Origin of the sequence: Sphingobacterium chungjuense (genome assembly GCF_011316935.1) — a bacterium.
Taxonomy (GTDB): domain Bacteria; phylum Bacteroidota; class Bacteroidia; order Sphingobacteriales; family Sphingobacteriaceae; genus Sphingobacterium; species Sphingobacterium chungjuense.
Genome location: NZ_WLYS01000006.1, coordinates 37,542 through 58,419, shown reverse-complemented (window position 1 = coordinate 58,419; position 20,878 = coordinate 37,542). Strand labels below are relative to the sequence as shown.

Genomic DNA, 20,878 nt, shown 5'->3' with positions numbered 1-20,878 from the left:
TTCGAAAGGAAATGTTACGCGGCGATCGCCGGATCGTGCTTATGCTTAAACATAAAGGAGAATAGGAAGGCGATCACGAGCGAATAACCAGCAAAGCAAAGCCAAATCTCCGTCCACATCATGTTTCCCTGTGCATCTAGCAAGAAAGTATCTATCGCATAACCACTCAGGCGGCTACCTAAGATAGCACCAAAACCGTTGGTCATCATCATAAACATACCTTGTGCGGAAGAGCGGATATCTGGCGTGGTAGAAGTTTCTACAAAAAGTGAACCTGAGATATTGAAAAAATCAAAGGCCATACCATATACAATACAAGAAAGTACAATCATCCACAAGCCATCAGCCGGATCACTGTAGGCTAAAAGTGCAAAGCGCAATACCCAGGCCAGCATACTAATCAACATCACTTGTTTAATGCCAAATCTCTTGAGGAAGAACGGAATTGCCAGGATGAAGACGGTCTCGGAGATTTGCGAAATAGACATAATGATGGTCGAATTGCGTACTATTAATGAATCCGCATATTCGGGATACGATTCAAAATGAGATAAGAACGTATCGCCATACATATTAGTAAGCTGCAATGCCGCTCCTAAAAACATCGAGAACACGAAGAATAGCGCCATCTTGTAGTTCGCAAATAGCTTAAATGCTTTCAGGCCGAGTTGTCCAGCAAGGGTAGACTTTTCAGATTTCGAACGCAAGGGCGGACAAGCCGGCAAGGTAAATGCATAAATCCCTAAAACAAAGGCCGCGACCGCGGAAAGGTAAAACTGACCTTCAGAAGCTTTGTTACCCGATAAATTAGTCACCCACATCGCCGCGATAAAACCGATCGTACCCCATACCCGAATCGGTGGAAATACTTTGACTACATCCAACTTAGATTTCTCCAATATGGTGTACGCAATGGAGTTGGATAAAGCGATGGTCGGCATGTAGCAAAACATCGCCGCGAGTATAATCCAAAAGAATTGGTTCGGATCGTTTACCTGTGGTAAATACAGAAAAATAGCACCAAAAAGAATATGGAGCACGCCATAAAGCTTCTCCACATTTAACCATTTATCGGCAATGATACCGGTCAATGCAGGCATGATCAGTGAGGAGATCCCCAAGGTCGAAAAAACGGCGCCAAAATCATTACCAGACCAGCCCTTGTTCTGAAACCAGTAAACACCAATAGTAATCAACCATGCTCCCCAAACAAAAAACTGGAGGAAACTCATGATGGTCAATCGCAATTTTATAGACATATAAAAAAGGTAGAGTAAGAAAAAATGCTATGTATAGATAGTTAAGACTTTCTTTGGTCGATCTCGTCGCGAATCTTTGCTGCGGTTTCGTACTGCTCACTTTGGATTGCCTTTTCCAGATTGATCTCTAGCTGTTCCAATGATAGGGAAGTGTAGGGAGATACGGGTTTAGTTTTGTTTGCAGGACTTTCCGGTTCGGTGTTTTTGCGGTGCGAATCTTCTTCTTTCTGAACGTCATCTTGATGACTGCTGTCAAAGCGTTCGATATTTTCTAAGAAAGCAAAGTCATTGCCCTCGATCACAATTCCTGCCGAACTCATAATGAAATCATAGGTGTAAATCGGGCACTTGAAGCGAACTGCTAAAGCCACGGCATCTGATGTACGTGCATCGATCTCTGTGACCACCTGATCCTTATCGCGGCATTGCAATTTGGCGTAGAAAATACCATCCACAAGGTTGTAGATCAGTACTTCAGAAATAGTTAAGGCGAATGTCTCTGCGAAGGTTTTGAAAAGATCGTGTGTAAGTGGACGGCTTGGCGTCATTTTTTCAATCTCTACCGCAATGGCCTGCGCTTCAAACCCGCCGATGATGATGGGCAGTCTGCGATTGCCACCTATTTCCCCTAACACAAGCGCGTAAGCACCAGACTGGGTTTGACTGTAGGATAGTCCTACGATATCTAATTGTATTTTCTTCATGCACAATGTCCCGTTGGTCGTTTACGAAGTCTTGTTTATCGTTCGAAAAAATCTCTGCTCGATGGACAAGACCAAGTTGGTCCGTTTCCGATACAAAGATGGGAATATAAACAGCAAAAAAAAAGCAACCATGGCATTTTTTACAGCCGTGGTTGCCTTTGAATCAGCAATTAACCGATTTGTATTTGATCTAGTTCGCTTTGTGCGCTTGTACCGCTGCGGTGAGCTTTGGTACGATTTCGAGCGCATCGCCCACGATACCATAATCAGCCACTTTGAAAAATGGCGCTTCTGGATCTTTGTTAATCACCACAATGGTTTTCGATGAACTTACGCCCGCCAAATGCTGTATAGCACCCGAGATACCGATTGCGATGTATAAATTCGGACTTACTACGATACCCGTTTGGCCTACGTGTTCCGAATGTGGGCGCCATCCTGCGTCGGAAACAGGCTTCGAGCAAGCTGTGGCAGCGCCAAGTGCCGCGGCAAGTTCTTCAATGATCGCCCAATTTTCAGGGCCTTTCATTCCGCGGCCAGCGGATACCACGATTTCGGCCTCTGGCAAAGAAACTTTGTCTGTCGCACGAACGATATCTTTGATCACGATATTTAGATCACCAGCATCTACTGAAGGACTCAACGTCTCAATAGCTGGGCTCTCTTCGCTACGCACTGGCTCGTGTGAGTTCGGATTTACCGCGATCACTTTTTTATCTGCTGTAATGACTTCCGTTGCAAAAGCTTTATTGGAGAAAGCGGTCTTTTTTACTTGCAAATCTGAGCCTGAAAAGGTCGGTAGTTCCATCGCGCCGTCAGCCAATCCAGCTTCTAGCTTGGCTGCCACCCGCGGTGCAAGCCCTTTACCGCTAAAGGAATTGGATAATACAACGATATTCGCCTGCTCGCTGTCTGCTGCTGCCGCAATGACCGAAGCATACGCTTTATTAATAAATTGCTTTAGCTGCTCTTGATCAACTTTTAATATTTTGGAAGCCCCAAATCCAGCGAGTTTATTGAGCTCGTCGTCGGTTACGTTTCCGATCGATAAGGCCGTCACGCTAGTGCTTTGCTCATTAGCGATAGCTTTAGCGTAAGAGACGACCTCGAAAGCCGATTTTTTGAATTTGCCTTCTATATTTTCAACATATACCAATATTGCCATGATATTTTCTTTCTTTTAAATGATTATAAAACCTTCGCTTTCGTGTGCAATAGGTTTACAAGTTGCTCCACGTCGTCCACCATCGCTACCTGACCGCGAGGGGCAGGAGATTCGTATTTAGAGATCGTGCTTAATGTTGGTACATCTACTGCTGGCAACACCTGAAGTGGTTTGGTGCGTGCAGACATGATACCGCGCATATTCGGGATTTTTGGCTCGGTTACACCTTCTGCCGTGCCCAGAATAACAGGCAGTTGCGTGCTGAGCACTTCCTTACCACCTTCAATTTCTCGTTCGATGGTAATCTCGCGATCTTGAATATCAAACTTTTTAACAATAGATACCGAAGGAATATTTAGCAACTCACCAACTAATGCAGCAACTTGCGAACCATTATAATCGATGGATTCACGTCCGGTAAGGATCAGGTCAAATGATTGTTCTGATGCGTAGTGAGCAATTTGTTTCGCTACAAACCAAGCATCGCGAGGAGCAGCGTCAATTCTAACAGCATCGGTAGCTCCTACAGCCAGCGCTTTGCGGATGGTAGGTTCGGTGCTTGCGTCACCTACATTGATGACAGTGACCGTTCCATCTGTTCCCTCTACTAATTCGACGGCGCGTGATAAGGCGATTTCGTCGTATGGATTAATGATAAATTGTACGCCGGATTGGTTGAACTCGGTGTGGTCACTATTGAAAGTGATCTTGGATGTCGTGTCCGGCACATGACTAATGCAAACTAGGATTCTCATAATTTATATTTAAACGATGTGTGTGCGTTCTATTTCAAACTTACATTATTATAAACTAAATCTCGTAGCGTATTGTTGTGTAATGATGAAATATTTCTCAATATTTTATTATATTTTTAATAATTATATTAGTTATTTTTTATGAAATTTGTATTTTTAGCTCTTTATTTTGGCTATTTTATTACTTTTGTCGCTATTTATCTTCTTTTTTGGCAAATATCAATTTAGTGTAAAAATCTATGCTAGCATAGTAAATAATGCTTTTGAAGAGCCAATAATATTTGTACGGGGACATGTTTCTCAATTTAGTAACTTTGAACTATGAATGAACGTTTGGAGCAATTACAGGAGCTATTAAAGGAATCGCCGCAAGATCCGTTCTTGCACTATGCCATTACCATGGAGCATGTCAAATTGGAGAACAAAGACGCGGCACTAGAGGGATTTGAAAATATGATTTCCAGCTTTACGGATTATGTAGGTACCTACTATCACTTTGGCAAGTTTTTAGAAAAACAAGATCAACTTGAACGCGCATTGGAAATCTATCGGCAAGGTATGCAAATCGCTCAATCCAAACGCAATATGCATGCCCTTGGCGAATTAAGAGGCGCGTATAATATGGCATTAGGTGAAGAGGATGAGGATGATTAAAACAGCGAAAAGCTATTAAATGTTAATTATTCAAACAATTTAGGGAAGTGGTATATTTTTTGTTTGGGTCTAGCAAGTGTAAAACTAATACCCATGCGGATCTACTTACATATCGCTTTCCTCTTAGCTACATGCTTTCTGTTGGTCTCTTGTATCAACAATAAAGCTAATGCGGACGTGGAATCGACCGCAGACCGCAATCGTCATAAATATAATTTATCGGGTCGCTATGAAGGCAATTTGCCCTGTGCAGATTGCTCTGCAATTTCAACCACCTTGGTTTTAAACAGAGACCGCACGTATTCTTTGCATTATAGATACGTTGGCAAAAGCGATGAGCTATTTCGCAGGGACGGCAATTGGCGAGTAGATGCTGATGTGTTACATCTGGATAGCGAAGATTATAACTACAAAATTGAGGAAGATCGTTTGAGTCAGTTAGATTTGTCTGGCAAAGAGATGACCGGCAATCTTGCTGGAAAATACATCTTAGACAAGGTCGATCAGTAGATTGACCCATCGGGCAGATATAGTATTAAACAAATCGGGCTCACTATCATTTGGTGAGCCCGATTTGTTTTTATGATTTTACGTAGAGTTTTTCGAGTTGCTCTACCACATAGTCAATCTCTTCTCGCGTATTGTATTTACAGAAGGAGAAACGAACTGAAGGTCGTTGCGGATCTGCACCAATACCACGCAAAACGTGCGATCCAATATCAGAACCCGAGCTACAAGCACTACCGCCAGAAGCAGATACGCCCTTAATGTCTAGGTTGAATAACATCATGTCGGCCATATCGCTTGGTGGTAAAGAAACGTTCAACACGGTGTAAAGTGAATCTTGATCGTCCGTCACGCCATTGAACGCAACGCCAACAATACGTTCCGTCAATTGCTGTTTCATGTAAGATTTCAACTCTTGAATTGTTTGCTGATGCCCTTCCATGTCTTCGTACGCCAGTTCCAAGGCTTTGGCCAAGCCTACAATGCCGTAGACGTTTTCGGTACCGCCACGCATATTGCGCTCCTGCGCGCCTCCAAAAAGTAATGGTTTTATTTTGTTTTTTCCGTTGATGTACAGAAATCCTACTCCTTTTGGGCCGTGGAATTTATGCGCAGCACCGGTGATAAAGTCTATTTGCAATTCTTTCAAATCATGCTTATAGTGTCCCATAGTCTGCACGGTATCCGAATGGAAAATCGCTTCGTACTGCTGGCAAATCTGAGATACCCGCGCAAGATCGGTTATATTACCCAACTCATTATTGGCATGCATGATGGATACAAAGGTCCTTGGATTTTTTGCTAATAGCTCTTCCAAATGCGTTAGATCGATCACGCCTGTTTCAGAAACACGAAGTAAATCCAAGTGTACTTTGCCTTCTTTTTCTAATTCCTCCAGCGTGTGTAATACCGCGTGATGCTCCAAAGGCGAGGTGATGGCATGTGTAATGCCGTAACCTTCAATAGCACGTACAATTGCCATATTGTCGGCTTCGGTACCACCCGAAGTAAAGAAAATCTCCGATGGAGAAGCATTGATTAAGCTTGCGACCGTCTTGCGTGCCCGCTCGATCATTGTCTTCACCTCACGGCCATGTCCATGAATAGACGATGGATTTCCATAACTCTTCGTCATAGCTTCTACCATCACTTCGATTACCGAAGGATCAATCGGGGTAGTTGCGGCATTATCCAGATAAACTTGCATGGCGCAAATATAGTAAATGAGTAAACAAAAACGTATTATCTCGTGCGTGGCACGAATAATAAAATGACCGAAAGCATGCCCGTGAACAAAAAGGCGTAGGCAATTAGATCCTTGAATCGAGTATAGATAGTCAATTCTTCATTTAAGTTGATTTCTTGACTAAGCGATGCCGGAACCCACCAATCACTTCTTTGCACCACATCCCCACGTTGGTTGATAAAGCCGGAGATTCCTGTATTTGCAGATCTTACTACCCAACGGCGGTTTTCGATAGCACGAAGTCTAGCATATTGAAAGTGTTGATCCTTACCCGAAGTATCACTCCACCAACCATCGTTGGTCACGATCGCAATAAACTGTGCGCCGTTTTCAATGTATTTTGCCACATAATTTCCCCAAATAGACTCATAACATATCACTGGTGCAGCGCCTATTCCGCTTTGCGAATAGAAAACTGAAGGTTCTGATTGGCTACCATAACCACCCGTCGTACCACCAAAATGCGCAAACAACGGTTTCATAAAAGCCAGCATCTCGCCAAAGGGCAATTGTTCGGCACCCGGAACCAATTTAGATTTGTGATAAAATTCCAATTTACTGGATTGATCAATCAGTACAGCAGCATTAAAATGGTCAATGTATACACCTTCATCGTATTTCCGTGCGGTAATGCTCTGTTGATCTGGGTAAATACGATAACTTTCTATACCAGACAGCACGTTGCCATTGCGGTATGCATTCAAGAATTCAAAAATCCGCTGGTAGCTCGGGTATTCTCTAAAATCTTCTTCGTTGATGCCATTAGGAGAGGAGATGGCCGTTTCTGGCCACACAAAAAACTCAGTGTTTGGCTTGGCGACTTGGCGTGAAAGATCAAGCAATATATCTAACTGCTGATTTGGCGTAATAGAACCAAATTTGTGATAGGGATCAATGTTAGGTTGTACCACCACGATTTCCGATGGGTTGATATGCTCTTCGTATTGCGCGTAGCGCCAAAGCGATAAGCCGGCAGGAATTAACAAAATCGCGCCGAGTATGATCGCTAATCGCGATGGCGGATAGGCGTTTACACGCATTTTGTATTGCCAGAAAATGAGGAAAACCAAAATATTAACCAACCAGATCCAGACCGTGCCACCGTAAACACCGGTGTATTCGTACCATTGCACCAATTGATGTAAGGATGCGAAGCCATTGCCCAGCGTCATCCAAGGAAATGAAAGGTCCCAAGTTTGATGTAGATATTCGTAGGCAATCCAAAAGGAAATGAGCCCGATAAAACTTAGCCAGATGTCCCATTTTTTGCGCAAAGCATAATATCCTCTGAAAGCTAAAGCCATCAATAATGGTCCTAAGCAAAAAGGAATTAATGCGACCAAAAGCGAAGCGCCAGCGGGCAAAAAGGCATTCATAGCATTGTACACCCAGTAAATGGATGCGGTGTTCCACGCGACTCCAGTAACAAAAGATAGCAAAAATACCTTGCGACCTTTTTGCGCGAAATCTCCTCGTATCACCTGCTCGATCGCGATCAGTAAAGGTACGAAGCCAAGAAAAAGAAGTGGACTAGTATACGGTATTGGTGGCCAAGCAAACCACAATAAAAAGGCACTTAAAAGTGCCAGAAGATATTTGTTGCGCATGATGCGGTTTATAAGTCTCTTAAGATTTCTGCTTTCTTGGTTTCATATTCCGCTTGCGAAATCAGCTGTCTGTCAAACAAATTTTTCAAACGAGTCAGTTTTTTCGTGCTTTCATCGTCCTCTTCTTCTTTAGGAGGCGTTGGTGTCGGCGTCGTGATTCGTGGCGGTTCGACTGCGCTCGGCGCAGGACGATCTAGCGTCGGCGCAGAATGTCCAGGAAGTTTGCTTTCATCATCAAAAGTGATCGCTTTTGGTGCTGGTGGCGTGCTTGGCTGCTGCGCCGGTGCTGGCGAAGCGGGAGCACTCTCAGTAACTTTTGGGCTACTTTTCGCATCCTGCATGGTATCCAACGCTTCTTTGATCAATTGGTACAGTTTGCGTGCTTGTACTTTTGGGATATAATCCACGGTGAGATTTTCTCCCGTAAATGGAATTACGGTCACTTTAGACCCAAAGATCTCCTCTTTGAAAGAAATGTCTTTGATATCGTGCCAAGAGAATATTTCAAAATTGGTGGCCAAACCTAATTTCGCAAATTCGCACAAAAAAATGCGTTTGTTGCTCAGCGTGATACTATCTGGAAGCAGCGTTACGGCTGGTTTTTTCTGGACGGCGATATAGTTGATGGATTCGCCAGAGGTCAGCATGTCCAGGATTTTCCCATGAATTTTCTCGACTACTTTAGCATCTTGTCCATCCCATGTATATTTTTCGATACTCATTTTTATTCTATAAAATGTTTAAAACGAAGCAAATGTATTGTTCAAAGATAAGCAAAAAGCGGTACTAACTTTCTTGTCCAGCTACGCAGAATACAAATTCACCTTTTGGTGGATGCTGCTCGAAGTGATTCTTGAGTTCCAAGAGCGTTCCGCGCACCGTCTCTTCGTAGAGTTTGGATATTTCACGAGAAATGGAAGCTTGCCGTTCTTCACCAAAATATTGGATAAAATCATTGATCGTACGTCCGATACGGTGCGGTGACTCATAGAAAATCATACTGCGATTTTCGTTGCTCAACGCAATCAGACGCGTTTGTCTACCTTTTTTAACAGGCAGGAAGCCTTCGAAACAAAAGCGATCATTCGGCAGACCCGAATTCACCAAAGCGGGCACAAATGCGGTAGCGCCAGGCAAACACTGTATTTCAATGCCTTCTTTGATCGCTTCGCGAACTAAAAGAAAGCCTGGATCGGATATGGCTGGCGTGCCGGCATCCGAAATGAGCGAAACTTGCTGACCTTCCTTCAGAAAACGAATGATTTCCTGTACCGCTTTATGCTCATTATGCTGGTGATGCGCAAATACTCTTTTCTCAATGCCGAAGTGTTTCAGCATGGGCGCGCTGGTGCGTGTATCCTCTGCCAGAATAAGATCGGATTCTTTCAACACGCGGATCGCGCGAAACGTCATGTCTTCGAGATTGCCGATTGGTGTGGGAACTAAAAATAACATGTATAAAAGTAATGATAATACCTTATTCGTCGATCTGTACGTAATCTTCCGAAGTCGGAATGCGATCCAGGTAAGATTGCCAATCAGTCGGTACGGCTACTAATTTCCGAGTTTTCAGATCGAGCCAAGCACCGTCTACATTTACTTCGGCAGCTTTCACTCCATTCTCTTTGTAGATGGTATGGCGAAAGGAAAAGCGAGAATTGACAGTGTTGTATTTATTCATCTCGACTTCGACTCGGATGTATTCGTCTAAGTGGATCTCTTTATAATAGATGAGCTCCTCACGAAAAAGGATGGGACCAATCTGATTTTTGGCAAAGTCTGTGAGCGAAAGTCCAATACTTTTCAGCATGTTGGAACGTGCCTGAGCACAGAAATCTGCATATGCCGAATGTCTTAAATGTCTATTGGCGTCTATCTGCGCCCAAAGGACTTGTCCTTCGTAAAAAGTATTTTCTGTTGTTGCCATATGGAAGCAAAAGTTTAATTCGTTGTGTGTATCTAAAGTTATAGAATCCTTTTGAGATTAGTATGGCGGCGCTGTTAGTTATTTTCAGTAGTGGCGGCATAGAACTCGCGAAGTCTTTGCCAAGCCGCACAGCGCTGTAGATCGCCTTTGTGCTTTGCTACCATGAGAAATTGTATGGTCAAAAATTGAGGGGCATTGGTAACTACAGCGGCTGGGTTAAGCCGAACTTCATTCGGATAGTCTTTGCCTGTGAGTAATTCTTGTAATTCTTCTGGTGTGAGATCCATCCTGCGAAGATAATCATTGCTGATTCAATTTTAGTTCCCTTCGCTCACTTTAAGTTTTTGTATTTTTGAAAAAAAAAACAAGCGATGGACGGTAAAACGAGAGCAGATATCAAGAGAGGAACATTGGTCAATATTATCTTAAAAAAAGATCAACGCAGTGGCACGCTCACAGAAGGTGTTGTGAAAGATTTGCTCACCTCCGCCCCATACCATAGCCGCGGCATCAAAGTACGCTTGGAAGATGGGAGTATTGGCCGAGTCGCAGAAATACTGCCCGACGAAGATTTTTAAGATCTGGTTGAAAAATCAGACCGGCTCACTAGCCGGCCTGTATACTTGGCGGGAACATTTCGATGGGAATATTTGCATTTGGAAAAGTCAAATGCACCGTTGTGCCTTTTTTCAGTTCACTCTCTACCTCAATGCTAGCCTGTAGTCGTTCGACAATACGTTTTACAATGGCCATACCCACACCGGTACCTTCGAAACCGGAAGAATTGGACATGCGTTTGAAGACATCGTAAATATTTGCCAATTCATCCGCACCGATTCCAATGCCATTATCGGAGATACAATAATATATAGAATCATTTCGCCTGTAACTTTCAATGCAGACAATCGCTTTGTCTGATTTGCTGCTGTATTTGATCGCATTGCCAATGATATTGGCAAAGATCTGGTGAAACAACGTTTTCTCACCGTATAGTGGTAGTAAGCTTTTTATTTCTATCTGTACATTGTTATTTCCATATCGCTCTATATTTTCTTGAATAATTTTGCGAATGGAAACAGACACATCCACCCATTCTGGTTCGTATTGGTACACCTTTGCTCGCGAGAATTCGAAAATTTTCTCCATCAGGTTTTCCATAACGGCGACCGAGTCCAATATATTGGTTGCCCCTCTCTCTACCAAATCACTTTCCTTGCCCAATTTCTTTTGAAGGAATTGGCCTGTCAGCTTGATAGAGGATAGTGGATTGCGAAGATCATGTGTAACCGTGTAGGAATACGTGTCCAAGGCGTTATTAAGTTGTATAAGTTCTTGGTTGAGACCATTAATCTCTTCCGATTTGCGAAGTATACTCTCTCGTACGATTTGTCGAATCCGTTTTAATGCAGATACTTGCTCGCTACTCCATTGCGGCGCTGTATGATGAATCTGTTTTCGCCAAGCGGCAAAGGATTGTCGTGGCGACGGCCTAAACAGATTCTCTTCTGCATCGTATTCCATGATCTTCTCTGGATTACCTGCCCATTCTTCTTCGGTAACGACCTCGTTGCGCAAGGCGTAGATGCTAAATGAACGACTAAGATCAATATCTACTCGTAAAAGACCTGCAAATGGCAATTCAAAGGGTAGTTGTTCGCGATAATTGATCGCAAAACAATGATCTTCGAAAACCAATTTATCTGTCGTGCTGGAGACTAGATGATGCAACTCCAGAATCTGATTATTATCTAGGGTGGTATTGTACAACAATAATTCATCTTTATTGACCACCACAATGGCATCCGCATCGATAAGATTGGCCAATTCTGGCAACGAAGCGCGTAGACCGGTCAATACATCACTTTTAATCAGCGTGCTCTCTTTGAGTTTGAGCTCTAAAGATGCAATCTTACGATCGGACTCCAGATCACGTTCGCGCGAAAGGGTAAGATGTTTGTTTACGGCAAACTCGGTTAAAAATAGTCCGAGACTACGCTTTGGGTAATCGACATGAATGGGCTTGCTGTGCTGGCAAGCTACCAGACCCCACAACTTATCCTGTACAATGATCGAGAAGCTCATGCTTGCCTGTGCTCCGGCATTTTTAAGATATTGTAGATGTATAGGAGAAAGTGCGCGTAGATTACACGTGCTTAGATCGAATGCCGCCCGTTGATTGGACAAGAGAGCATAAGTTGGTGCATCAATGTCCGACGTTTGTCGCACGTGATGTTGTAAGTATAATGCTCGTGCCTGTTTTGGAATGTCAAACTCGGGAAATCGAAAGCCAAAATACGAAGAAATATCACTACGCTTGCTTTCTGCAATCACCTGGCCACTGTTATCTTCTAAAAATTGGTAAATCATGACGCGATCGTAACCAATAATAGATCGAATATTTTCGCAGAGCGCATTCCAAACATGCTCGCCAGCTTGATTGATCCTCTTCGAATAAGAGGACAACTGTAAAGTATGCTCATTGACATCACCAACCTCTTCAAACTCAATATGAAGATTTTGATGAACACGATAAGCCTTTACGATATGATTTTGCTTTCCAAGCTCCATCTGCATGACGTGGCGATCACTGGAAGTAGGTGCTATAGCATCAATAAATGATAGCAGAGGTTCTTGATCAATTTCTTCGAGGCGCGCAACAAACTGCTCCATGGGTTTGCCTAGGAAGTAGGTCAAGTCTTGGTTTGGGATATAACTATTCCAGTTTTCACTTAGAGCGACGATTTCTCGATGCTCATTCTGAATAATTAGTTTCCCAAATTGTTGAATCTGCCCAACTAAGTGGATTGGTTCGTTCTCACAGAGAACTTCGTTTAATGCCATACCTATAGATAGGTTATAAAGGTAGAACAATAAACTGAATTTTCAATTTGCTTACAGACGTAATTATTACGCTAAGTTGCCCGATAAAAAAACCACTTGCTGCATTTATTTGTTTACTAATTATGAACACACATAGCATCACCAAAGAACAACTAGATAAATTAGTGGAGGCGATTGATTCTCAATTTGAATCTTATTTTCAAAATCAGGATTCGGAAGTAAGCTCTTTGCGAGACTGCTTCTACAAACCTGATATGTACGAAGAACAAGGATTGTATGCACTGAAAGACGATGCCTTGAAGGATTTTCCAGACAAAATCAGACAAAAAACGCATGAAATGATTGCGACGATTAGTAGTGTGGATTAATATTGTAATATCCATATTTATATCCCTACTTTTGTGGCCGATGTAGGCTCTACCAATGCTTTGTATCTTCTCCAAAAAGGGGATACATCATATCTAGCCCGACATTCGAATTTACATGATTTGATGTCCTAATCTTTTGCTGTATCTGGCGGAGATTGGGTTCAATGTTCAACCACAGAAATAGATGACATTTGATGAATTAGGATTAATTGATCCTATAAAAAAAGCCTTGAAAGAGGTGAATTATGCGCAGGCTACTGCCATACAAGAGCAGGCGATTCCGGTAATCCTTGCAGGAAATGATTTGATTGGCTGTGCACAGACCGGAACGGGCAAAACTGCCGCATTTGCGATTCCAATCGTACAACTGCTTAGCCAAGCTGCTCGCTCTAATCACGGTGGTATAAAGGCGTTGGTATTGGCGCCCACTCGCGAGCTGAGTATCCAAATTGGGGAAAGCTTTGCGTTGTTTAGTAAGTTTACCAATTTGAAACATACCGTGATTTTTGGAGGTGTATCTCAGTCCAAACAAGTAGATGCTATCAAACGTGGTGTAGATATTATGGTAGCTACGCCAGGTCGTCTGCTCGATTTGATGACCCAAGGTTTGGTAAAATTGAACCAAGTACAATATTTGGTATTGGACGAGGCAGATAATATGTTAGATATGGGGTTTATCCACGATATCAAACGTGTTCTAAAGCAAGTACCTGCTCAGCGGCAGACCTTGTTCTTATCTGCAACCATGCCTTCCGCTATTCGCAAGTTTGCCGGAACTATTTTACAGCAGCCCAAAGAGATTTCTGTATCGCCCGTTTCTTCTACAGCAGAGACTGTGAAGCAAGCTATCTACTTTGTAGAAAAGACGGATAAAGTTGATTTTCTGCTAAAGTTGGTAAAGAGCAATGGAATCACGCAATGTTTAGTGTTTACTCGTACAAAACATGGCGCTGATCGTTTGGTCAAGAAACTGTCTAAGCATGGCATTACTGTCGCTGCGATCCACGGTAACAAATCGCAGAATGCCCGTCAGAAGGCGTTAGGAGATTTTAAAGCTGGCAAAATAAGTTTGTTAATTGCAACGGATATTGCCGCCCGCGGGATTGATATCCATGAGCTGCCATATGTGATCAACTACGATTTGCCTGCCGATGCAGAGACGTATGTACACCGAATAGGTCGTACAGGCCGTGCCGGCAAGGGAGGGATCGCGCTATCGTTTTGCAGTCAAGAGGAGCGAAGCGTGCTCAAAAGCATTCAGAAATTGATCGGATTTCAGATCGAAGAAGGCAAATAACTAAGTATCTTCCATAAGAAAAGCCCTGATTAGTATCATACTTATCAGGGCTTTATGTTTTATATAGCAGAGGCATTGTAATGCATCTGATGAGCAACCAACGAAGGGTTAACTCTGTAGCTCGACTTCGGTGATTTGATTACCTTGTTTGCTGCGCGCATATTTATACTTCACCTTGTCACCAATCTTAAGATCGATGCCCGCTAGGCGATCGTTGAAATACACTGTTTCACTCGTTTCGTTGTCACGAATAAAACCGTATCTTCCGGCATCATTGAAATAAGAAACTTTACCGAAGTGTTCTACTTCTGTAGGGTCAGCAGGACGCTGCAAATCCTCTTCCTTGAATTTGTAGGTTGTCTCTGGTGGAGTGTTCGAGATATTACCGAACTCGTCAACATAGGCAAACATTTCTTCTAAATCTTTTCCTTTGTTGTTGTTCGCTTTATTGTATTCTCGCTTCTCCAACTTTTCTTTTTTCTTTAGTTGTTGCTTTTTAGCGCGTTCTTTCTTTTTGAATGTGAGCTGATTTCTTGACATATATGGATTTAAGTGAAACAATAATGAAATCGTCAACTCTTGATGTTTGTTGACTAATCCCGTGTCCTAGCTAGTCTAGCTGGACTATCTTGAGGTGTTGATACAAAGGTAAGGATTTTCTGGGAAAATTCCTAACTCGCAAGCTTAATCGGATACGGCGGAATAAGAGAGGCTTTTATGGCATCTAACGAAAGAAATCGGCCTAATAATTTTTTACTAGGCCGATCACCGAGCTAGATATTTTATGAAAAACTAGGTTGTATTCTGTTTTTCTTTTGCCTAAAAACCAATGAAGACTTTACACATTAACTTTGGCATTGTCGTGCAACATTTTGATATGATCGTAAGCTGCCTTTTGATCTTGACTTTGTCGCAATAGCATCTCACGAATAGGATTATCATCTCCAATTTCATGGTCCAAGAAGTTTTGATATACTTTATCAAATTCTTCTTCTCCCTGTTCCGCTAATTCAAGCACATTAAGCCGATCTGCGGAAGAGAAGGTCGTTTTCAAACTCATCCATGCACGAAAAATCTTTCCACTGAGGCGAGTATGCTCTGTCAGGTCTTGTCCAATCTGCAAGACCAATGGTGCAATCTCGGTTTTAAAATCAGCAGATTGATCGCGGTACTTTTCAAATATGCTGCGTAGATCGGTATGTTGACCGCCAGGTAGCAATTCGATCGCCTTGCTATATCCTTCGATGCGATCATTATTGATTTCGACCAAATCGTGTAAAATGTCTAACGGCTCTCTAGTTGATTGTTGCATATACTTTTTATCCTTTAACGTATCTCCGTATAACGACAATCATAACCTTAATTAGTTTTACTTTTCGTCATGATTGCGTATAATCCCGTGTCACATAAGCGAGCCATCGCCTCTTCCGCGAATACACGGCTAGACAAAAGCGCGCTTGTATTGTACGGGCGGATTTACTTCTTCGCCCAGCTCAGCGGCCGCAGCTAATGGGAAGTATGGGTTTCTCAATAATTCTCTAGCAAAGAATATTAAGTCTGCATCACCATTTACCAAGATTGTTTCCGCTTGTTGAGCATTGGTTATCATACCAACTGCGCTGACCACCGCCTTGTTACCAATAGATTGCTTTAAAGCGCTTGCCAATGGCACTTGATAGCTCGCACCAACGGGTATGTGTACGCCGCCAATCACGCCACCACTGGATACATCAATAATATCCACGCCTGCCGTAATCAGTTTTGCTGTCAGCCATTTGGAATCTTCTATAGTCCATCCTTCATCCGACCAATCTGTCGCCGAAATACGTACGGATATGGGAAGATCGGCTGGCCATTCTTCTTGCACAGCGCTCAGGATTTCCAAAAGAAATTTAGCACGGTTCTCGATGCTTCCCCCATAAGAATCGTTACGTTTGTTAGATAACGGAGAGAGAAATTCGTTGATCAAATAACCGTGCGCACTGTGTATTTCTATCCATTCAAAACCCGCTTGCAACGCTCTTTTGGCCGCTGCTTTGAAGTCTTGCTGTAGCTGATGAATATCTTCGACGGTCATCTCTCGAGGAGTAGGCGTGTGCGAAGAAAAGGCAATCGGGGAAGGCGCCAGCAAAGTCCAGCCGCCTTCTGCTTCGGTATGCAATGTTTTACTTTGATCACCAGCTACCCAAGTACTACCTTTTCGACCAGCATGCGCCAGTTGGATCGCAGGAACTGCGCCATTATCCTTTATAAACTTGGCAATACGAGAAAGTCCTTCTATGTGGCCATCTTTATAAATGCCGAGATCGCCGACGGATATCCGTCCGTCTGCTCGTACTGCAGAAGCTTCTAGCATCACGGCGCCAGCGCCGCCCATCGCGCGTGTACCGTAATGCACCAAATGCCAATCTGTAGCAAAGCCATCTTCTGATGAATACATACACATCGGTGAAGTCACAATACGGTTTTTTAGCGTTATGGATTTTATAGTTATTGGGCTAAATAATATGGACATGATTATACGTTATTTTTTAAAATTAGGCACTTATATGTGCTTTTATAATGATGCTAAGTCGATTACAAAGCGGTATTTAACATCATTTTTTTCCATTCGCTCGTAGGCTTGATCGATGTAATCTATGTTTATAACCTCTACATCAGAAACAATGTTGTGTTCACCGCAGAAATCAAGCATCTCCTGTGTTTCGGCAATGCCACCAATAGACGATCCGCTAAGACTATTTCTTCCTCCAATCAAAGAGAATGGTGGAATCTGTGCTGGTTTCGATGGAACACCTACACAGATATGAGTTCCATTTGTCTTAAGTAGTGACATGTAGGCCGCAATATCATGCTCGGCACTTACGGTATCTAGTATAAAATCAAAAGATCTTCTTGCGGCTTTGAACTGCTCTTTATCCGTGGTTACGATGAAGTGATGTGCACCCAAACGTTTCGCATCTTCGCGTTTTCCTTCGGAAGTACTCAATACCGTTACCTCAGCGCCAAACGCAACGCCAAACTTGACAGCCATGTGGCCTAAGCCGCCAAGACCAAGCACAGCTAACTTAGTTCCTTTACCTACTTTCCAGTGACGAAGCGGAGAATACGTGGTAATACCTGCACACAATAATGGCGCTGTAGCTTCTAATGGTAAATTTTCAGGAACGCGTAATACGAATTCTTCTTTGACCACGATTGTTTTAGAATAACCACCATATGTAGGCATTCCATCGGTGTATTTGTTGACACTATTGTAGGTTTGTATGTTGCCCTCTGCACAGTATTGTTCCTCGCCGTCTTGGCAACTTTCGCAGTGACCGCAGGAATCCACCATACATCCAGTGCCAACTAGATCACCTACTTTAAATTTACTAACCTGATCGCCAACCTGAGCAACGCGTCCTACAATTTCATGCCCGGGTACCATTGGATACAACCCCTTAAACCAATCATCACGGATCTGATGTAAATCGGAGTGGCATACACCACAGTATAAAATATCGAACTGCACATCATTTGGACCCAGATCTCTGCGCTCAAAATCCCAAGCTGCTAATTTCTCTCCCGCTTTCTGAGCGGCATAACCTTTTGTTGCTATCATGTTTATCTCTTTTTGTCTATACAAATTAATACATGTTTAACCATTAATACCAATTTTTGGTTTGTCAATTTTGCTGCTCTTTTATATTCACCGGTACGAAAAAAACCGGGCTAACCACATAAATTAGAAAATAAATATAGCCCTCACACTAGCGCAAACCCACAAATGTGAAAATAATTACATAGGTGAAAAACCGGATTCAGTGGTTTAGTCGTACATGTCATAAAACTATCATATTAAAACTAAAATATATTGTCATGAAAGAAACAAACGCATTGAAAGACCAATTGTATGCGGAGGACTCCGATCATACAAGCAAAGGACTTCAAAGAAGAAATTTTTTGAAATTAGCTGGTGGCGGTCTCGCTGGTGTTGCCTTACTTAATTTTGCTAGCTGCGCCAAAGATGATGGCCCAGATGATATGAACGGTAGCGGCTTCTATTTTGGGAGCGGCGATATTGCGATATTAAATTACGCTTATGCTCTAGAGCAGTTGGAAGCTGCTTTTTATATTGAAGTGGCCAACAAGCCTTTCTCCGGAATGTCTGATCTAGAAAAGCAATTGCTTACCGATGTGCGCGATCATGAGGTAGCACACCGCGAGTTCTTTAAGGCGGCATTGGGCAGAGGAGCAATCAATTCCTTAGAATTTGATTTCTCTGCTGTCAACTTCTCCAGCAGAGATAGCGTTTTAGGAACGGCTAAGGCTTTTGAAGATTTAGGTGTATCTGCATACAATGGTGCAGGCTGGTTAATCAAAGATGAGCAATACCTTTTATTGGCTGGTAAGATCGTATCTGTAGAAGCACGCCATGCTGCGGTAATCCGCGACTTAATTAGCAATGGATCATTTGCGAATAGCGAGGTGATTGATAGCAATGGCTTAGATGTTTCTAACAGTCCGACCAAAGTGTTGCAAACTGCAGCACCGTTCATCAAGTCGAAAGTGGATGTACGCGATTTACCAACTTATTAATTTCTAACTACACACAGAACGTCATGAATTTACAAAATATTTTTGAGTCAATTTCTCAGGTGGATCCTGAGTTCAACGAACGAATCAGCCCCCGTCGTCAGGCGATTCGCAATATGTTCAATCTAGGACAAAAAGTATCCTTGGCTGCATTGCCATTAGCCGTTACCGCTTTATTCAATAAAGCATACGGACAATCTGCACCGACCGATGTAAATGGTGTATTGAACTATGCACTGACGCTAGAGTATCTGGAAGCAGAATATTATACGATCGGATCAAGCACCGGTGGTTTGATTCCATCGGGCGCGCCGAGCCAGGCGATTGTTACTATTCGCGATCACGAAGTGGCGCACGTAGAGTTTCTAAAAGGTGTGCTCGGGTCAAATGCCGTTGCTAAGCCTAATTTTGACTTCACCGCTGGCGGTGCTTTTGCCAATGTATTCAGTGATTACGATACCTTTTTGGCGCTGGCGCAAGCTTTTGAAGATACAGGAGTACGCGCTTACAAAGGTCAAGCTGGTATTTTGAAGGGCAATCGCGTCGTTTTGACGGCAGCTTTGCAAATCCACTCTGTGGAAGCACGCCATGCGGCACATGTGAGATCTATGCGTAGAGCACGCGGTGGCGCAGCAGCAAACCAAAAACCTTGGATTACAGGAGCGAATGATTCTGGAATCGGCGCGGCAGTAGATCCAGTATATGCTGGCGAAGATAATGTAGCACAAGGTGGAGTAGATATTACCACGCTAACAGGTGTGAGTGGTCGATTTACACCAGCTATTGCTACACAGTCTTTCGACGAACCATTAACAGCACCAGCTGTATTGGATATCGCTTCGCTTTTCATTCAAGCATAAGGGTACTTATAGTATCTAGATTTTAGTATATAGACTATAAGATTATAGTATATAGATTGTATCTATTTCGATTATTGGGAGGGGGATGTAAGTGTAAGGTCTGTTTCGAAAAGAAACAGACCTTTTTGCTGTTTATTACGGCAGCGGCAGATCCCAATAAATAAAGTGAAGTGCAAAAGCTAATACGATCGCTTATAGCGGTATTAGGCATCAAGATGTAAAACATCGTGATAAACTCCTATTCTATCATAGAATGGAGTTGTGTATATCCAACAAAGAAATGAAATTAGATTTGTCCGATCACACGTAACTCCGCAAGATTAGGTGTTGGGCTACCACCTTTATCTTCTAATGTGATCGCAAATGCTTGGGCATTCGAGATGGATTTCATGGCATGCATTACATCCCCTTTTTCCAAAGGAACCATGCCTGCATCAATTGGTTGCCCATCAAGTAATGCCCACAACTGGTATTGTTTACCTTCCGGTGCATGGGGTAACTTGTCGGCCATAAGATATACTTGGCTTTCTTCCTTATTCCAAAGTACCACAGCGCTCAACTGCGGGTTGGTTTCTACGCCAGCCAAGGAAATCATGCTTACTGCAGGATTTTGCAACATATCTAAGCTTTTGTATGCATCGGCCAAGAGTAGTTCCGAAGATTTGTTTTTGGTTTCGATTTGTGCCATCGCGGCATCTGTGGCGGTACGTTGCTGATATAGATACGCATTGTAACCTACACTGCAAACTAATAAAGCAGTAGCGGCAATCGCCAATGGACTAAATTGGATCACACGGCGATTTGATACTGCACTCGTCACGGCAGGAGCTTCTGTATTTTCTTCTGTACTTACAGAAGATTGGTTTGGCTTATTGTTTTCTTGCTGCTCAATACTGGCCCATATCGTCTCCCGTAACTCGGCAGGCGGTATAGCCGCTTGCAGAAACGCCGTATCCTCCAATAAGATCTCTGCCTCTCGGATTGCTGCTTCTACTTCAGGATGTTTGTTGCGCACACAGTCTAGTATGCTCACTTCCTCTTCGGTAGCGATGCCTAGAACGTACGATTCTATAATTCCTGACGATATGTATTCTTTAATGTCCACTGCTA

23 protein-coding genes are annotated in these 20,878 nt (G+C 43.0%); 7 read left to right on the top strand and 16 right to left on the bottom strand.

The genetic code is table 11. The features are described 5' to 3' along the window. Positions 1-14: 14 nt before the first annotated feature. The 4 genes from GKO22_RS13945 to GKO22_RS13930 form a co-directional block, all read right to left on the bottom strand. The gene (locus GKO22_RS13945; protein WP_166336066.1) at positions 15-1,259 is read right to left on the bottom strand and encodes a nucleoside permease; all 1,245 of its coding nucleotides are present in this window, start codon (positions 1,257-1,259) and stop codon (positions 15-17) included. A gap of 41 nt (positions 1,260-1,300) precedes the next feature. Further along, the gene (locus tag GKO22_RS13940; protein ID WP_166336064.1) at positions 1,301-1,963 is read right to left on the bottom strand and encodes a bifunctional nuclease family protein; all 663 of its coding nucleotides are present in this window, start codon (positions 1,961-1,963) and stop codon (positions 1,301-1,303) included. A gap of 190 nt (positions 1,964-2,153) precedes the next feature. Next, positions 2,154-3,128 (bottom strand): electron transfer flavoprotein subunit alpha/FixB family protein, encoded by a 975-nt coding sequence (locus tag GKO22_RS13935; protein ID WP_166336062.1) that lies wholly within the window; start codon positions 3,126-3,128, stop codon positions 2,154-2,156. Positions 3,129-3,151: 23 nt separating this feature from the next. Next, complete coding sequence (locus GKO22_RS13930) at positions 3,152-3,883, bottom strand: electron transfer flavoprotein subunit beta/FixA family protein (RefSeq protein WP_166336060.1); 732 nt, start codon at positions 3,881-3,883, stop codon at positions 3,152-3,154. A 321-nt stretch (positions 3,884-4,204) separates the two neighbouring features. Here GKO22_RS13930 and GKO22_RS13925 point away from each other — a divergent pair, with 321 nt between their 5' ends. After that, entirely contained in the window at positions 4,205-4,537 is a 333-nt protein-coding gene (locus tag GKO22_RS13925; protein ID WP_166336058.1) for a tetratricopeptide repeat protein, read from the top strand. 93 nt (positions 4,538-4,630) lie between these two features. Then, positions 4,631-5,047, top strand: a complete 417-nt coding sequence (locus GKO22_RS13920) for a copper resistance protein NlpE (protein WP_166336056.1) — start codon at positions 4,631-4,633, stop codon at positions 5,045-5,047. A 70-nt stretch (positions 5,048-5,117) separates the two neighbouring features. Here the strand turns inward: GKO22_RS13920 and GKO22_RS13915 are convergent, their stop codons facing one another. The 6 genes from GKO22_RS13915 to GKO22_RS13890 form a co-directional block, all read right to left on the bottom strand. Next, complete coding sequence (locus GKO22_RS13915; RefSeq protein WP_166336054.1) at positions 5,118-6,251, bottom strand: cysteine desulfurase family protein; 1,134 nt, start codon at positions 6,249-6,251, stop codon at positions 5,118-5,120. 35 nt (positions 6,252-6,286) lie between these two features. Next, complete coding sequence (gene lnt, locus GKO22_RS13910; protein ID WP_166336052.1) at positions 6,287-7,897, bottom strand: apolipoprotein N-acyltransferase; 1,611 nt, start codon at positions 7,895-7,897, stop codon at positions 6,287-6,289. 8 nt (positions 7,898-7,905) lie between these two features. Then, complete coding sequence (locus tag GKO22_RS13905; RefSeq protein WP_166336050.1) at positions 7,906-8,619, bottom strand: PH domain-containing protein; 714 nt, start codon at positions 8,617-8,619, stop codon at positions 7,906-7,908. Between the two features lie 64 nt (positions 8,620-8,683). After that, entirely contained in the window at positions 8,684-9,352 is a 669-nt protein-coding gene (rsmI, locus tag GKO22_RS13900; protein WP_166336048.1) for a 16S rRNA (cytidine(1402)-2'-O)-methyltransferase, read from the bottom strand. A gap of 22 nt (positions 9,353-9,374) precedes the next feature. Further along, positions 9,375-9,824, bottom strand: coding sequence for an acyl-CoA thioesterase (locus GKO22_RS13895; RefSeq protein WP_116776770.1), 450 nt, complete (start codon positions 9,822-9,824; stop codon positions 9,375-9,377). Between the two features lie 74 nt (positions 9,825-9,898). Then, positions 9,899-10,111, bottom strand: a complete 213-nt coding sequence (locus GKO22_RS13890; protein ID WP_166336046.1) for a DUF6965 family protein — start codon at positions 10,109-10,111, stop codon at positions 9,899-9,901. 84 nt (positions 10,112-10,195) lie between these two features. Between GKO22_RS13890 and GKO22_RS13885 the strand changes: the two genes are divergently transcribed. Further along, positions 10,196-10,402 (top strand): YwbE family protein, encoded by a 207-nt coding sequence (locus tag GKO22_RS13885; protein ID WP_166336044.1) that lies wholly within the window; start codon positions 10,196-10,198, stop codon positions 10,400-10,402. Positions 10,403-10,430: 28 nt separating this feature from the next. Here GKO22_RS13885 and GKO22_RS13880 read toward each other — a convergent pair whose 3' ends face one another. Continuing rightward, positions 10,431-12,665, bottom strand: a complete 2,235-nt coding sequence (locus GKO22_RS13880; protein ID WP_166336042.1) for an ATP-binding protein — start codon at positions 12,663-12,665, stop codon at positions 10,431-10,433. Between the two features lie 122 nt (positions 12,666-12,787). On the opposite strand from GKO22_RS13880, the gene GKO22_RS13875 reads away from it, so the two are divergent. Together GKO22_RS13875 and GKO22_RS13870 are read left to right on the top strand one after the other, a co-directional pair. After that, on the top strand, positions 12,788-13,033 hold the full coding sequence (locus tag GKO22_RS13875; RefSeq protein WP_166336040.1) for a hypothetical protein: 246 nt from the start codon (positions 12,788-12,790) through the stop codon (positions 13,031-13,033). A gap of 184 nt (positions 13,034-13,217) precedes the next feature. After that, positions 13,218-14,330, top strand: a complete 1,113-nt coding sequence (locus GKO22_RS13870; protein ID WP_166336038.1) for a DEAD/DEAH box helicase — start codon at positions 13,218-13,220, stop codon at positions 14,328-14,330. Between the two features lie 108 nt (positions 14,331-14,438). On the opposite strand, the gene GKO22_RS13865 is transcribed toward GKO22_RS13870, so the two are convergent. The 4 genes from GKO22_RS13865 to GKO22_RS13850 all read right to left on the bottom strand — a co-directional run bounded on the left by GKO22_RS13865 (position 14,439) and on the right by GKO22_RS13850 (position 17,934). Continuing rightward, positions 14,439-14,870, bottom strand: a complete 432-nt coding sequence (locus tag GKO22_RS13865; RefSeq protein WP_116776776.1) for a cold-shock protein — start codon at positions 14,868-14,870, stop codon at positions 14,439-14,441. Between the two features lie 298 nt (positions 14,871-15,168). Beyond that, entirely contained in the window at positions 15,169-15,642 is a 474-nt protein-coding gene (locus GKO22_RS13860) for a PA2169 family four-helix-bundle protein (protein WP_166336036.1), read from the bottom strand. A gap of 129 nt (positions 15,643-15,771) precedes the next feature. Continuing rightward, positions 15,772-16,845, bottom strand: a complete 1,074-nt coding sequence (locus tag GKO22_RS13855) for an NADH:flavin oxidoreductase/NADH oxidase (protein ID WP_166336034.1) — start codon at positions 16,843-16,845, stop codon at positions 15,772-15,774. Between the two features lie 42 nt (positions 16,846-16,887). Next, entirely contained in the window at positions 16,888-17,934 is a 1,047-nt protein-coding gene (locus GKO22_RS13850; RefSeq protein WP_166336032.1) for an NAD(P)-dependent alcohol dehydrogenase, read from the bottom strand. A 257-nt stretch (positions 17,935-18,191) separates the two neighbouring features. Here GKO22_RS13850 and GKO22_RS13845 point away from each other — a divergent pair, with 257 nt between their 5' ends. Both GKO22_RS13845 and GKO22_RS13840 read left to right on the top strand, forming a co-directional pair. After that, entirely contained in the window at positions 18,192-18,911 is a 720-nt protein-coding gene (locus GKO22_RS13845) for a ferritin-like domain-containing protein (protein ID WP_166336030.1), read from the top strand. 23 nt (positions 18,912-18,934) lie between these two features. Beyond that, on the top strand, positions 18,935-19,768 hold the full coding sequence (locus GKO22_RS13840) for a ferritin-like domain-containing protein (RefSeq protein WP_166336028.1): 834 nt from the start codon (positions 18,935-18,937) through the stop codon (positions 19,766-19,768). Positions 19,769-20,054: 286 nt separating this feature from the next. Here GKO22_RS13840 and GKO22_RS13835 read toward each other — a convergent pair whose 3' ends face one another. Continuing rightward, positions 20,055-20,873, bottom strand: coding sequence for an anti-sigma factor (locus GKO22_RS13835; protein ID WP_166336026.1), 819 nt, complete (start codon positions 20,871-20,873; stop codon positions 20,055-20,057). Between the last annotated feature and the right edge of the window lie 5 nt (positions 20,874-20,878).